Here is a 13,916-nt window from a genome sequence, read left to right on the forward strand (position 1 = left end):
ATGTGGATGGCATAATTGTATGACAAAAACGATGGGAACTCTTTAGTAAGGCTTTAAAAGTCAGACATCCGAACGTGCCATGTCATACAAGTTGGCCAATTGAGCGGCTTTTACTTGATAATTAAAGCCTATTAGGCTGATAACTGTCGTATTTGTCTGACTAGTTAAAGTATTGCGGCGGTATCGCCTGGTCCTCGGCAACGCTTACTAAAACAAAAGAGGTACAGCATGAAACAGTTCTCGTAACGTCTGATGGTGTCGCTGCGGCGTACCGCTCTGATCTCGCTCGCAGCAGCAGTATTGCCTGTTGCCGGGCGTTGACTGGATCAATGGTGGTAGCTGGGTGGAGAAAGGCATGATGCCGCTCAATACCTCGGTGACGGGTACAACGCTGGGTATCGTCGGGCTCGGGCACATCGGCAAGGCTATCGCGGCACGTGCCGAAGCCTTTGGCATGGATGTACGCTATTTCGGCCGGCAACCGCAGCCGAGCGTGGCATATACGTACTATGACGATCTGCTCGAACTGGCACGCGATGTGGCTATTCTGGTGCCCGCGGTGCCCGCGGTGCCCGCGATGCCCGGAGGGCCGGAGGGCCGGCAACCGAGGGTCTTATTAGCCGGGCGGTACTGGAGGCAGTCGGCCCCGCGGATTACTTCATCAATATTTCGCGTGGCTCGGTGGTGGACGAAGGTGCGCTGGTGGATCTATTACAGCAAGGTGGTCTGGCCGGAGCCGGCCTCGACGTCTTTGTGGGCGAGCCGCGTGTGCCTGAAGCGCTTCTGGCGCTGGACAGCGTAGTGTTGCGGCCCCATTGTGCCAGCGGCACCGTCGAGACAGGTGCCGCCATGGCGCAACGGGTGGTTGACAACCTGGCGGCGCCTTTCGCCGGCCGCCCGCTGCTGACCCCCGTCGGCTGATCGCTGTCCCGGGTCGTCGTGGACCCGGGACGATGCCTCTCACTCCATTATTTCGAGCACGCGCGCCGCTATCGCCTGCCCCAGGAGCAAATGGGCATCCACATCCAGGTGGATGCCATCGATCTGTGACGAGGTTATGTGATCGCCGGCATTCAGGAAATGGCATCCCAGCTCGTCGGCCACCGCGGCATAGGTCGCGCTGAACTGCTGGGATTTTGCCTGGCCGCCGGTGAACCGAATGCCCACCGCGCCGACTTCCAGAACCGGGGCGGGCGCCACGAGAAGCACATCGGGTGCGCTACCCTGGGGGCCGGCGTCGCTTTGCTGTACCAGTTGCACCAGCTTGCCGGCCGCCCGGGCGATGTCATCGGCCAGCACGCTAAAGCGGTGCTTGAGATCATTGGTGCCCAGCATGATCACAACCAGATCAATTGGCTTTTGTGATGCCAGGCAGGGCGTGAGGTAGGTCAGCCCGTTGAGGTGGGCGCCGTCGATGGGATCGTCGTGAACGGTCGTGCGGCCGCCCAGACCCTCGACCAGGACCCGGAATCCGTCACCCAGCACGGCCTCCATCACGCCTGGCCAGCGTTCATTCAGCGCATAGCGCCCCGAGCCGTCGGGGCGATGGCCCCAAGTATTGGAATCTCCAAAACAAAGCACGGTTTTCATGCTGAATCTCTCTGATCGGTGGTTTAGCAGGTGGTTTTTCAACAGCCTGTTAGGCGGGTGTATGGACACGTCGGCTAACAAAAAAGGCAGGCAATGATGACGCCTTTCGGCGTCATTCATTTCATTTGCCCAGGGGCTAGTCGTCCTTCTGCATGAGCGGTGCCAGCGCGAAGTTGCCACCCTGGTATTGCAGCAGGCTGTCAGAGTTCTGGCCTCGCTGTGCGGCCTGGGCCTCTATTTCGGCCCGGTAGGTTTCCGAGCTGTCCTGCGGTTCCCAGCCAAGATAGCTCACGGCATGGTTGTCCCACCAGGTGTTCTTGTTGGCGGATACGCCATAGATTACCGGGCAGCCGAGCTTGGGCGCCGTAAAGACCCGCCTGATCAGCGCCATGAAGTCACGCGGACTCAGCCAGGTGCTCAGCATGCGAATATCCTGCGGCTGCGGGTAGCAGGAGCCGATACGCACGATGGCCGTCTCCTGGCCGAGCTTGTCGTGATACATGCTCGCCACGGCTTCGCCGAAACACTTGGATACGCCATAGTAACTGTCTGGTCGCATGACTGAAGATGCGTCCAGTCGTGTCGATGGCGTATGGAAGCCGATGGTGTGATTCGAGCTGGCGAAGAGGATACGCGGCTGGCCATGTTTTTGTGCCGCGCTGTACAGGTTGTGCACGCCGACAATATTGGCATTCAGGATTGCATCGAAGTGATTTTCGACCGAGATGCCGCCCAGGTGGAGAATGCCGTCGCAGCCCTCGACCAGGCGGTCCACGAAGGCGCTGTCGCCCAGGTCGCCGCACATGACTTCTTCCTTGTCCGAGACGCGCTCTATCGCGGCGATGTCGGTGAGCCTGAGGGTTTCAGAAAAATCCGCCAGGTTTTCGCGAGCGAGGCGACCCAGGCCGCCGGCCGCTCCGGTAATCAGAAGTTTTTTTAACATCGTAAGTCCTACAGGAACAGGCTTGGCAGTGTCAGGGAGACTGCGGGTATATAGGTTGTCAGCAGCAATGCAACAAGGATCGCCGCATAGAACGGCCATATCGTTTTCAGCACACTTTCGATACGCACCTTGGCGACGGCGCAGCCGACGAACAGACAGCCGCCCACCGGTGGCGTTGTCAGCCCGAGCCCCAGGTTCATCATCAGAATCATGCCGAACTGGACAGGATCGACGCCGTATTCACGCACGACGGGCAGGAAGATCGGCGTACAGATCAGGATGAGCGCCGCCATATCCATGAACATGCCCAGAACCAGCAGCGCAAGATTCACCATGAGCAGGATCATGATCTTGCTGTCCGATATCGACAGCATCAGCGTCATGATCTTATCGGGCACCTGGTAAAGCGCCAGGAAGTAGGCAAAGGCGGTGGCTGAGCCGACCAGGATCATGACCAGCGCCGTGGTGCGGATGGCCTGGGTCAGGCTCTGCCGGAACGCGTTCCAGCTCAGGGACCGGTAGACGATCAGGGTAACGAGCAGGGCCCAGATGGCGCCGATCGCCGCAGACTCCGTGACGGTGAAAACACCCGACAGCACACCGCCAATAATGACCACCGCGGTAAAAAAGCCGGGCAGGGCCGATGCCGCTGCAATGGCCACGACTTTCCAGCCCGGGAATTCGCTGGAGGGGTAGCCGTGCTTGATGGCAACCACGTAGGCGGCAACCGCCAGCATGACGCACATCAGGATGCCGGGCATGATGCCGGCGAGGAACAGGGCCGGAATGGAGATGCCGCCGCCGGCCGCCAGGGCGTATAGAATCATGTTGTGGCTGGGCGGAATCATGATGCCGGCGATCGAGGAGGTCACCGTCACGTTCACGGAATAGTCATCCCGGTAGCCCTTCTCGCGCATCATCGGGATCATGACCGATCCAAGCGCGGAGGTGTCTGCCACCGCAGACCCGGAAATACCGCCAAACAGCATCGAGCTGAGTACGTTGACGACGCCCAGGCCACCGCGCACCTGGCCCACCAGCGTTTCTGCGAAACGTACCAGCCGCAGGGCGATGCCGCCGTGCATCATCAGTTCGCCGGCAAACACAAAGAACGGGATGGCCAGCAGGGTAAAGCCACTCATGCCGGATACCATGCGCTGGAACACAATCAGTTCAGGCAGGCCTTCCACCAGCGCGGCAGCCAGGGCCGAAATGCCCAGTGCAAAGGCAATCGGGATGCCGGCCATCATTGCCAGGGTGAATGCCCCCAGTAGAACGAACAGACCCATATCAGCTTTCCTCGGGCAGTGGTGGCGTGACAGGCGCAAGCTTGAGCAAGCCTGCCATGCGCTCCAGCATGAACAGAACAATCAGTGAGCCGCAGATGACCAGCGGCACGTATTTGAGACCTTGCGGCAATCCCAGCAGCGGAATTTGCCGGTTCCAGGTGCCGATCACCAGGTCGGTCGAATACCACGCCATGGAGCCACCGAAGCCGCACAGTACCAGTGCGTTGATGAATTCCACGCCACGTTGAAGTTTGGGTGACAGCCGCTCCAGAAAGAAGGAGATGCCCAGATGAAAGTTTTCACGTAATCCCAGGGCGGCAATAGGCAGCGACACCATCAGGACCAGCATTAGCGCAAGACTTTCGGCCCAGGTGGGCGAGTCGTTCAGCACGTAGCGCCCCCAGACCTGATAGCCGATCAGACCGACCAGTGCGACCAGGGACAGGGATCCAAGGAGCACCACGGCCGACGCGATCCAGTCGTTGAATTTCCAGCGCATTTCAAGTTACCTCCGCACTGACAGAAAACCCGGCGGCCTCAGCCGCCGGGCATCAGGGGTTTACGGAATCAGCAATGCTTATTCAACAGCCTGAATCTTGTCGAGAACACTACGTACCGTCGGATCAGCGGCGAACTGATCGTAGACAGGCTTCATCGCGTTAATGAAGGCACTTTTATCTTCGAGTTCGACAATGGTATTACCCGCATCGCGTACGAGCTGTTCAGACTTGGCTTCGCGCTCAGCCCAGAGTTTGCGCTGCAGCGTGGCGCTGTCGATGGCGGCCTGGCGAACGATTTCCTGGTCGTCAGCACTCAGGCCATCCCAGGTGCTTTTGTTCACGACAAACACTTCGGGCACGATCGTGTGCTGATCGAGAATGTAGTGCTTGGCCGCTTCATAGTGTCCGCTGGACTCATATGAAGGCCAGTTGTTTTCAGCGCCATCGACCACCCCGGACTGGATCGAGGTGTACACTTCACCGTAGGGAATGGGTGTGGCGTTGGCGCCGAGCGCTTCAACCATTGCGACGTTGACGTCGGAATTCTGCACGCGAATCTTCATGCCCTTGAGGTCTGCAATGGAGTTCAGCGGCTTGTTCGCATAGAAAGAGCGGGCGCCACTGTCGTACCAGGCCAGCCCCACCATATTGGCCGATGTCATGGCGGCGGCAATTTCGGTTCCGACAGGACCATCCATGACGCGGTGCATATGATCGACGGACTTGAACGCGTAGGGCAGGGTTGTCGCCTGGGTTTCCGGAATAATGTTATTGAGCGGCACAAGGTTGAACACCGCGAAGTCGATGCCGCCGAACTGAATCTGCTCAATCGCATCATCCTGTTCGCCAAGCTGGGCCGAGTGGAATGTTTTGGCGGTGAGTCGGCCGTCTGTGCGTTCACTCAGCAGTTTGCCGAAGTCGTCCATTGCCATGGATACCGGGTAATCCGGCGGATGGCCATTCCAGCCTTTCAATTCAGCCTGGGCGGCGGTGGCCAGCATCAGGCTGGACGCCAGCATGCTTACGCAAACGGTGTGACCTAAAAAGCGCTTTATCATTATCGTGACTCCTGGTGGGGTTCGACCTTGTTGTTGTATGACTTCGGGGATCGTCGGATTGCCAATCCCCGTTCGCTATTGTCTGTGGCCGTTATTTTGTACCATGAAGTTGTATGACAAACAACAGTCATACGATGTCATATTTAGATGCTGGTCATTCCCGTCGTGTGTTTGTTATGTTGCTTAATCTGCAGGTTATACAGGTAACTAATTGTTATTAATGTGTAATGTTTTTCGTTAGGAGGTTGTTGATATTCTTCGGGCGGTTATCAAAAAATATTTGTTATCGTATGACTGTTGACTGTGACCCCTGTTGTCGTAAGATGTCGTATGTCTTTGTGGCCTACTTCAATTATCGGCATCAGCGGAGAGCACAGCATGACGAACCCGAATGGCCTGGCCATATGGAACAAAGAGTATAGATACTTATCAGGACCTCACGCCGCAGCCGCGTTGCTGCACCGCAGGTGGGTCGGCTGATGCGTATTTCAGGCGTTACTACACATATACTCGAACATCCGCTGGAACAGCCGTTCGAGTCTTCCGCCATGCGTTTCGAGGTGCGCCGCCATCTGCTGGTCGAGATTCGTTGTGACAACGGTCTGGTCGGCTGGGGGGAATGCCTTGGCAATCCGCAGATCAATGCCGCTATCGTGGCGGCAATGTCACCGCTGCTGCTGGGTCGTCCGGCGCTGGATATCGAGCCGATCTGGCTGGAGCTGTACAACCAGTTCCGCGACCAGGGGCAGCGGGGCGCCACGGTCAACGCGATCAGCGGTATTGATATCGCGCTCTGGGATCTGTGCGGAAAATATCATCAGGCCCCTGTCAGTCAGCTGATGGGTGGTGCCTTTCGCACGTCGGTGCCGGCCTATGCAACCGGCGGCTTTCGGCAGGTCGGGCTCGATCGCATCAGTACGCTCAAACGCGAGGTCCAGGGGTTTCTGGATGCAGGTTTTGGTGCAATCAAGATAAAGATCGGTTTTGGTATCGCACTCGATATCGAATCGATTGCCGCGGTACGTGAGCTGATCGGGCCCGATATCCGTCTGATGATTGATGCCAACCATGGTTATGATGCGGTGGCGGCTACGCGGGTTATCCAGCTTGCCGAGCCTTATGGTATCGACTGGTTCGAAGAGCCTGTTGTGCCGGAAGCGCTGTCCAGTTACCGGCGGCTGCGCGAGCTCAACCGCATTCCGATTGCCGGCGGAGAAACCTGGCACACGCGCTGGGGCATCGCCGAGGCACTGCGTCAGGAGGCGGTCGATATCCTGCAGCCGGATGTCGGCGGTGTTGGCGGGCTCAGTGAAGCGCGCCGCCTGCTGACGTTGTGCGATATCTACGGCGTACGTTGTGTCCCCCATATCTGGGGAACCGATGTGGCGCTGGCCGCGGGCCTACACTTTCATGCCATCCTGCCACCGTCTCCGCCGGCTTTTGAAGCAGAGACTGCGTTGCTGGAGTTCGATCAAAGCAGTAACCCGATGCGCGACTGCCTGCTTATGGAGCCGATCCGCCTCGAGGCTGGCAGGGTCCGCATACCCGATGGACCGGGCCTGGGCATCGAGATCAACCCCGATGCGCTGGAACGGTTCAGCGTAAAGCGCTGAGGCCTATGGCCGGGGCCGCAGGATCATTCAAAGCAAAATAGGAATTTCAGATGTCACGCAAACTCGAAGGTGCCGCGCCGCGGACCCGCCTGCCGGCACGCAGTGTCGATACCCACATGCACCTGTATGCACCGCAATATCCGCAGCTCACACCGGGACCACTGGTGCCACCGGATTGCCCCGGCATCGATGAGTATCGCCGCCTGCAGCGCTGGCTTGGGCTGGAGCAGGTCGTGATCGTGCAGGCAAACGCCCACCGGGATGACAACAGCTGTATTCTGGCGGCACTGGATGCCTTTGGGGAAAATGCCCGCGGTGTGGCGGTGGTGAAACCCGAAACGCCCGAATCGACACTCGCCGAGCTGCATCAGCGCGGCGTGCGCGGTGCCCGCATCATGCAGCTTCCCGGAGGGGCCGTTGGTCTGGAGCATCTGCTGGCGGTAAATGCCCGCGTCCGTGAATTTGGCTGGCACTGTATTGTGCAGTTCGACGGCCGCGAGATGCTCGATCATGTACCGCTGCTGCAGCAGATCGACAACCCCTTCATCATCGACCATATCGGCAAGTTCCTGGGGCCGGTGACGCCACAGGACCCCGAATTCCAGGCATTGCTGAAGCTGATGGATCGGGGTAACTGTTACGTGAAGATCGCCGCCTGCTATGAGTCGTCCCATACGGGTGGTCCCGAGTACGCCGACACCGCGGCGCTGTCGCGCGCGCTGATTGCCCATGCGCCGGAGCGGGTGTTGTGGGCCAGCAACTGGCCCCATGTGAGCCAGTCGGTTGACAATGCACCGGATGATGCGGTGCTGCTTGATACCGTCTGCGGCTGGATTCCAGACCAGAAAACACTGGAGCGGATTTTTGTTCACAACCCGAGGGATCTGTACGATTTCAGCTGAAGGTCCCGGCGTTGCTTACTTACTTAAAGGGCTGCTTAAAAGGCTGGCTGCAAAGCGGTTCATCTCACTCTGCCGGGGAAGGCGGTCATATTCGCGATGCTGAAAGCGCTGTCGCTGAGTCGTGTCGTCGTCTTCATCTACCCGGCACGGAACTCGATGGCATGCCGGGGGAACAGTCCCCCGGTATGCCGTTCTCGTCAGTCGGACGCGTCTTTGTGGATAGAGGCGAGCGGCTGGATGCGCAGCGACTTGAGCAATGCATCGCCACCTTCGGCGAAGAGTGCAATGCGGTCGCTGTCATCGCTTGGGAATATCCGGTCCGTGATCACCCGGCTGCCATCCCCTGCGAACACCTCCACCGACGACCAGTCGAGCAGGATATGCAGCTTCAGTATCCCGTCTTCCAGTTGCAGCGGGCTGACGTGGCGTCCGGCGAAGTCCGGATGGAAGCCGTCGACATCGGCGGCCTGGGCCTGGTTACGGTCGACGAACAGCTCGGCGAGCTCGGCGTCGTAGCCCACAAGGGTCTCCTCGCCGTCGCCCACGCGCAGCTTGAGACCGAACCGGGTCGCACTGCCGGGCTCGAATTCCGCCGTTATCTCCACCGCCTTGCCGCGCGCCCCCTTGTCGTTCAGCAGGCGCTGACCCTCTGCGACGAGTTGCTCATCCAGTGCAAACACCGGTCCGCGGCGCAGCTGCGCCACTTCGATGATCGGCGTCTGCACCAGCTCCACTTTGCCGTCGGCCGTACGCCGCAGGCCGACATCCCGGGGTATGCTCTGGGCACTGCGCCAGGGCGCGGTCGGAATGTCGTTGGCGTAGTTCCAGTTGTTCATCCAGCCCAGCCAGATGCGATCACCGCCCGGCATGTTCTCGTAGGACACCACCGCGTAGAAATCCTTGCCGTAATCGATCCAGTCGGCACGCTTCACCGGCTCATCGGCAAAGCGGATATCGTCCACCAGGATATGCCCCCAGCTACCCTCGTTCTTGTCGAGGATGCGGATCCTGGCTTCCTGGCCGGCGAAGGCGTCAACGTTCCAGGATGCCCAGTGCAGCTGCTCGCTGTTTTCGCCGGTGGCCGTGCGCACCACCTCGCCGTCGACCAGCAGGCTGACCGTGGTTTCGGTTGGGCGCGGCAGTGCCGGTGCATCGGACTGGAAGAAGTGATCCGCGCTCACGTGACCCCAGCCGCCGCTGTTCTGGTCGATGATCTCGATCGTCGCGTAGCTGCCGGCGAACTCGCGCACATCCCAGGCGACCCAGTCCATGGTCGGGTCGTCCTTCCCGGTGGCGCTGCGCACCACCTGGCCGTCGACCCGCAGCACCACCGCCGTGGCCTGGTCCGGATAGGGGTGGTCACCACTGCCGATGACGAAGTTGATGTAGTCGCGCCCGATCTGGAATAACGGCGATACCAGGGTGCCGACTGCCGCATCGCTGCCGATATAGCTTTGCACGTGACGCTCGCCGAGGTAACCCGGGTCCCAGGGGCCGCCCCGTACAGGGCCCTCGCCGACGAACACGCCGCTCGGTGTCCAGCCCAGCTCCGCGTAGGTTATTCCGTCGGGGCCTTCAAAATCGGCACCGGGAAACAGCAGCTCTCCGTCCGGCACCGTGCCGTCGCCGGCTGCGGGGTCGTGGGGATGCCGGCCACCACCGACCAGCAGGTTGATGTGGCTGAAGCCGTCGATCGTGAACGGCGGCGACGTCAGCGAGCCGGTCGGTGCGTCGCCGGCTGTAAAGGTGTTGGCCAGGCCGTCACCCCGATAGCCTGACACTTCCTGCTGGCCGGGGAAGGTGCCGTCGACGGGTGCCAGGCCGAAGAAATCCTCCGTGGCGTCCCAGCCGCGCTCGGCGTAAGTGCCTGGGCCGTCGAAGGTTTCGAACGGCACACCGGCCGGCGGCAAGTCGTCATAGACGTTTTCGGCACGAAACTCGACCCCGTCGAAATCGCCGATGAAGTACTGCGCGCCCGAGCCGCCGGCAATCGCCCCGGGATTGAGATTCACGACCAGCACCCAGCGGGTGTCGTCCGTGTCGCCGTCGACCGGCAGCTCGAACAGGTCCGGCACCTCCCAGATGCCGCCGGTGGCGTTGGCCGGGCCGAAGTCGCTGAGGAAATGCCAGTCCTTCAGGTTCGCCGAGCCGTAAAAACGCACCCGGTGGTCGGTCGCCAGCACCGTGGCCATCACCCACTGTTGCGATTCCTCGTGCCAGACCACCTTGGGGTCGCGGAATTCACGCGGATTTGGAACGTCCGACGGATGGGTCCAGCCATTGATCACCGGGTTTTGGGCATACGGCGTCCAGGAGCGGCCGCTGTCGAGGCTATAGGCGATCGACTGCACCTGGGAGCCGGGCGGCAGGCACAGGCCGGCCCTGGCATGGGCCTCGTCGCAGGGCGCACCGGCTGGTTTTCCGTTGGGAAACCAGCTGGTGTATATCGCCACCATCGGCGGATTTTCGAGGGTTCCGAAGCCGCTGCTGTTGTTCCAGTCGATCACCGCGCCGCCTGAGAAGTACTGCTCCTGGTCGGCACCGGGATCTTCCGGGTCGGACAGCAGCGCAACCGGCAGCTCGTCCCAGTGCAGCAGGTCCGGACTCACGGCATGGCCCCAGGACATGTTGCCCCAGGTATTGCCGAAGGGATTGAACTGGTAGAACAAATGATACTCGCCCTGGTAATACACCAGGCCATTGGGATCATTCATCCAGTTTTGGGCGGGGGTGTAGTGAAACTGGGGGCGGAAGCGCTCCCGGTAGGTGGGTTCTTCGGCATGCGACGGTGTGGCGGCGGCGAGCGTCGCCATGCCGAGCACCAGCGCCATCGGCTTGCTGTATCTGCTCATACTGTCTTCGTCCTGATTTGTTTTTGTTATTTCCAGATGCGATACCCTGGCCGATCCTGGGCCGGTCCTCCCCGTCATCGAACGGGGGAGGGCCCGCAAAACCGCGCTTCAGGGCGCGCAGCACGAGATTGTTGCAGCAGAATGTCTGCACTATTTCAAATGTTACAGGCCGTTGTAACAAAGCCCCGGGGAAGTGGTTATCGCCTGGCGACGAGCGGCTCACGCGCAAAAAGGTCGATACGCTGCGGAGGGTCATTCGACCTATGCCACGCTTTGATCTGGAAGCCTGGCCAGAATGAGCCTAAAGGATGCATGCTGGCCGCAGAGGTGTGGGGCTGGTGTGTTTGGCGACTGCCAATTTAGCGGCTTCTGCGTCAGTCCGACTTATCTCGCCCAGGATTGTGCGACGAACCTGAAAAACTCGCGCAAAAGCGACGCGGCGCACTGATCGATTCAGGCGCCGCGATGATCGTTGTTTAGTGACAGGAAGCGTTCCCGGCTGTTGGTCAGATGCAGACGCATGGCGGCGCGTGCCGCATAGGAATCCCGGCGTGCTATCGCCGCCACCACCTCTTCGTGTTCATGGTTGACCCGCTCGGACTGCATGCGCTTGCGCGGTACCAGGGTGTCTTTGAGGTGATTCATGATATCGATGAAATAGTGGTTGCCGGTCGCCTCGGCAATGCGCAGATGGAACTGCAGGTCGGCATTAGCGGCCGCCTGGTCATCCCTGGCTTCGCATTCCTGCAGTGTTTTTAACGCCTCTCTGATTGCATTTAACTGTGCTTCTGTCCGGCGCTCCGCGGCCAGTCCTGCCGTTTCGATCTCCAGGCTCAGGCGCAATTCCAGAATGGCCACCGCATCCTGCACCGAATCGACGACAACATCCGGCAGCGACTTGCCTTCATTTGGTTTGGCGATGACGAAGGTGCCCACGCCATGGCGTGTTTCCACCAGGCCTGCCGCCTGCAAACGTTGCAGGGCTTCGCGTACCACGGTCCGGCTGACGCTTTGCTGCGCCATGATGGCGGATTCGGTGGGCAGTTTGTCGCCGAGCTGAATCAGGCCCTCGGAAATCTGGCGTGTCAATTCGTTGACCAGTGTTTGAGCGAGCTTGCGGGGGCGTTTGCGCTGCGTCTCATCAGGGGCGCTCGGTGACGCGGCAGGTGGCGGGTTCATGGCGGTGTCTCAGTCCAAATTATTCAAGTGATCGTACCACATTCCCTGTTGTATTTTGTACTTGAACCAACTGAAGCTGGGGTTGTCTCGTAAAATTCCCTTAAATTTCATGCGTTTTAGTCAACCGGCAGGGAGCCGGTAATTTTATCTCGCTTTGGTCATGAACGGGTGGTTGTCTGATGATGTGTTGCTCGGTTCAAGCAAGAGATAGAGTCGCTTGTCCACCGCCGATGGCGGAGCTGCAGACTCGCTCAGATCACACCGGTTAAGCGCAACACGAAGACGCCGGCCGAGATGGTGACAATGGAGCCCAGGGTGGTGGTCAGGATGATGTTGGCGGTTAGCTGGGCGTTGGCGCCCATGGCACGTGCCATGACGAAGGCCGCCGCTGCCGTGGGACTGGAAAACAGCACGCACAGCAGCGCCAGCTCTACGCCGCGAAATCCCAGCGCGGCGGCGACCGGCGTCAGCAGCAGGGGCAGTATCAGCAATTTGGTGACGGTGGCCCAGAAGGCGGGCAGGGAGCTGTTGCGCAGGCTTTTCAGATTCAGGGATCCTCCGATGGCTAAAAGTGCCAGCGGCAGGGTCAGGTTGGCGAAGTAGTTTGCGGTGGTGTCCAGAACCACCGGCAGGTGCAGGCCGTAATATGAAAAGGGCAGCGCCAGCACCACAGCGATGATCAGCGGGTTGAGCAGGATGGCGTGCAGGATCTGCCGAATGCTGACACCTTCTTTGGTGCCGTGATTCATCGTGACGGTCAGCACCACCACCGACAGCACGTTGTACATGGGAATCACCAGCGCCAGTACCATGGCCGCCTGGCTCAGGCCCGCCTTGCCAAACAGGTTGTAGCTCAACGCCATACCAATAATGCCGAAGTTGCTGCGAAACGCGCCCTGAATAAAGGCCCCGAGGTCCTCCGGCTGCTTTATCCAGCGGGCCGCCAGCCACCAGATGGCAAGGAAGCTCACCAGGGTGGCGACAAACACGAAGCCCAGCAGCGCCGGATTGAACACCGCCTGGAAATCGGTACGGGCAATGGACATGAACACCAGCGTTGGCAGCGCCACCATAAAGACAAGCCGCGACGAGGTATTGATAAAGGCTTCATCGACGAGCCTGTTACGCCGTAGCAGGTATCCCAGCAGCACGATGACGAATATGGGAGTGACAATGCCGGCGGTGAACTGCAGCGATTGCAGATAGAGGTCCACTCAAGGCTCCGAAAGGGGGAGAAGGAGGCTGCATTCTACCCCAGGGCGGGACAATTCACGGTATAAATTGCTGCGGGTGCGTTACAGCGGCGCCGGGTGCATTTTGGGGTAGTCGAACAGCACAACGGTGCCGCAGGAGTCGGCCAGCTCGCTCCAGCGGGTGATGCTCAGGTGAATATGCAGTACCGCCGATGTGGGGAATTTTTTAAGGGCTTCGTGGGTCAGGTAATAGGCCAGGGCGTCGAGGCCCGGCGAGTGGCCCACCAGCATCAGGTGATGGAAGTGGTCAGGTTGCTGCTGCAGTACATGCAGCAGGGTTTCGCTGCACGATTCAAACAAATCCGGCAGCTCGCACAGCTGGTCCGGGTTTAGCTCCAGGGTATCGGCAAGGGCTTCCGCCGTGGTCAGGGCGCGCAGCGCGCCGCTGGTGATAATGCGGTCGGGAAAAAGCCCGAACTCCCGCACTCGCCTGGCCATCAGGGGAAGGTCGGTTTCGCCGCGTTTGTTCAGTGGCCGGTCGAAGTCGTTCAGCATAGGATCGGCCCAGCTGGACTTGGCATGCCGGATCAGCGTGAGCTTTCTCATCGTGATTGCCAGGTAGCGGAGTTCGCTAGCAGTATTGGTCGAAAATGGCGGAAATACCAGCGGGGGAGTTACGTCTGCACGTGAATTTCGCCACAGCGGTGAGGGAGGCGCTTGTGGTCTAAAACAGGCCTGGCTGCGTATGAGCCTTTTCAGGCGTATGTGTCCGTAAACGCGGCTGTTTTTGCGCCTGC

At 59.9% G+C, this 13,916-nt stretch carries 11 protein-coding genes and 2 pseudogenes; 4 read left to right on the forward strand and 9 right to left on the reverse strand.

Translation table 11 applies throughout. The annotated features are described in order from the left end of the window. Positions 1 to 358: 358 nt before the first annotated feature. Positions 359 to 511 (forward strand): annotated as a pseudogene (locus tag F451_RS28770) (NAD(P)-dependent oxidoreductase); the annotation flags it as partial. A gap of 119 nt (positions 512 to 630) precedes the next feature. Then, positions 631 to 762: pseudogene (locus tag F451_RS28775) on the forward strand (NAD(P)-dependent oxidoreductase); the annotation flags it as partial. 198 nt (positions 763 to 960) lie between these two features. On the opposite strand, the gene F451_RS0106875 reads toward F451_RS28775, so the two are convergent. The 5 genes from F451_RS0106875 to F451_RS0106895 form a co-directional block, all read right to left on the reverse strand. Further along, entirely contained in the window at positions 961 to 1,590 is a 630-nt protein-coding gene (locus tag F451_RS0106875; RefSeq protein ID WP_020680619.1) for an SGNH/GDSL hydrolase family protein, read from the reverse strand. A gap of 136 nt (positions 1,591 to 1,726) precedes the next feature. Continuing rightward, positions 1,727 to 2,533 carry an NAD-dependent epimerase/dehydratase family protein gene (locus tag F451_RS0106880; RefSeq protein ID WP_020680620.1) on the reverse strand — a complete coding sequence of 269 codons (807 nt, stop codon included), beginning with the start codon at positions 2,531 to 2,533 and terminating at the stop codon, positions 1,727 to 1,729. A gap of 8 nt (positions 2,534 to 2,541) precedes the next feature. Then, positions 2,542 to 3,822, reverse strand: coding sequence for a TRAP transporter large permease (locus F451_RS0106885; RefSeq protein ID WP_020680621.1), 1,281 nt, complete (start codon positions 3,820 to 3,822; stop codon positions 2,542 to 2,544). Position 3,823: 1 nt separating this feature from the next. Then, on the reverse strand, positions 3,824 to 4,321 hold the full coding sequence (locus tag F451_RS24985) for a TRAP transporter small permease (RefSeq protein ID WP_020680622.1): 498 nt from the start codon (positions 4,319 to 4,321) through the stop codon (positions 3,824 to 3,826). 78 nt (positions 4,322 to 4,399) lie between these two features. Further along, positions 4,400 to 5,380, reverse strand: coding sequence for a TRAP transporter substrate-binding protein (locus F451_RS0106895; protein ID WP_020680623.1), 981 nt, complete (start codon positions 5,378 to 5,380; stop codon positions 4,400 to 4,402). Between the two features lie 479 nt (positions 5,381 to 5,859). On the opposite strand from F451_RS0106895, the gene F451_RS0106900 reads away from it, so the two are divergent. Both F451_RS0106900 and F451_RS0106905 read left to right on the forward strand, forming a co-directional pair. After that, on the forward strand, positions 5,860 to 6,993 hold the full coding sequence (locus F451_RS0106900) for a mandelate racemase/muconate lactonizing enzyme family protein (protein ID WP_020680624.1): 1,134 nt from the start codon (positions 5,860 to 5,862) through the stop codon (positions 6,991 to 6,993). A gap of 50 nt (positions 6,994 to 7,043) precedes the next feature. Further along, positions 7,044 to 7,895 carry an amidohydrolase family protein gene (locus tag F451_RS0106905; RefSeq protein WP_020680625.1) on the forward strand — a complete coding sequence of 284 codons (852 nt, stop codon included), beginning with the start codon at positions 7,044 to 7,046 and terminating at the stop codon, positions 7,893 to 7,895. 197 nt (positions 7,896 to 8,092) lie between these two features. Here the strand turns inward: F451_RS0106905 and F451_RS28585 are convergent, their stop codons facing one another. From F451_RS28585 to F451_RS0106925, 4 genes are all read right to left on the reverse strand, one after another. Continuing rightward, positions 8,093 to 10,825: a GH32 C-terminal domain-containing protein gene (locus F451_RS28585; protein ID WP_338040024.1), complete on the reverse strand. Its 2,733-nt coding sequence runs from the start codon at positions 10,823 to 10,825 to the stop codon at positions 8,093 to 8,095. A 375-nt stretch (positions 10,826 to 11,200) separates the two neighbouring features. After that, the gene (locus tag F451_RS0106915) at positions 11,201 to 11,926 is read right to left on the reverse strand and encodes a FadR/GntR family transcriptional regulator (protein WP_020680627.1); all 726 of its coding nucleotides are present in this window, start codon (positions 11,924 to 11,926) and stop codon (positions 11,201 to 11,203) included. 251 nt (positions 11,927 to 12,177) lie between these two features. After that, complete coding sequence (locus F451_RS0106920; RefSeq protein ID WP_020680628.1) at positions 12,178 to 13,140, reverse strand: AEC family transporter; 963 nt, start codon at positions 13,138 to 13,140, stop codon at positions 12,178 to 12,180. A gap of 81 nt (positions 13,141 to 13,221) precedes the next feature. Then, positions 13,222 to 13,725, reverse strand: a complete 504-nt coding sequence (locus F451_RS0106925; RefSeq protein WP_020680629.1) for a SixA phosphatase family protein — start codon at positions 13,723 to 13,725, stop codon at positions 13,222 to 13,224. Positions 13,726 to 13,916 lie beyond the last annotated feature (191 nt).

The organism is Marinobacterium rhizophilum DSM 18822, assembly GCF_000378045.1.
GTDB classification, from domain to species: Bacteria; Pseudomonadota; Gammaproteobacteria; order Pseudomonadales; family Balneatricaceae; genus Marinobacterium_A; species Marinobacterium_A rhizophilum.

Bases quoted from the DNA above. Each gene is read 5' to 3' on its own strand.
- F451_RS0106875 (WP_020680619.1), bottom strand. From the start codon at position 1,590: ATGAAAACCGTGCTTTGTTTTGGAGATTCCAATACTTGGGGCCATCGC.
- F451_RS0106880 (WP_020680620.1), bottom strand. From the start codon at position 2,533: ATGTTAAAAAAACTTCTGATTACCGGAGCGGCCGGCGGCCTGGGTCGC.
- F451_RS0106885 (WP_020680621.1), bottom strand. From the start codon at position 3,822: ATGGGTCTGTTCGTTCTACTGGGGGCATTCACCCTGGCAATGATGGCC.
- F451_RS24985 (WP_020680622.1), bottom strand. From the start codon at position 4,321: ATGCGCTGGAAATTCAACGACTGGATCGCGTCGGCCGTGGTGCTCCTT.
- F451_RS0106895 (WP_020680623.1), bottom strand. From the start codon at position 5,380: ATGATAAAGCGCTTTTTAGGTCACACCGTTTGCGTAAGCATGCTGGCG.
- F451_RS0106900 (WP_020680624.1), top strand. From the start codon at position 5,860: ATGCGTATTTCAGGCGTTACTACACATATACTCGAACATCCGCTGGAA.
- F451_RS0106905 (WP_020680625.1), top strand. From the start codon at position 7,044: ATGTCACGCAAACTCGAAGGTGCCGCGCCGCGGACCCGCCTGCCGGCA.
- F451_RS28585 (WP_338040024.1), bottom strand. From the start codon at position 10,825: ATGACGGGGAGGACCGGCCCAGGATCGGCCAGGGTATCGCATCTGGAA.
- F451_RS0106915 (WP_020680627.1), bottom strand. From the start codon at position 11,926: ATGAACCCGCCACCTGCCGCGTCACCGAGCGCCCCTGATGAGACGCAG.
- F451_RS0106925 (WP_020680629.1), bottom strand. From the start codon at position 13,725: ATGAGAAAGCTCACGCTGATCCGGCATGCCAAGTCCAGCTGGGCCGAT.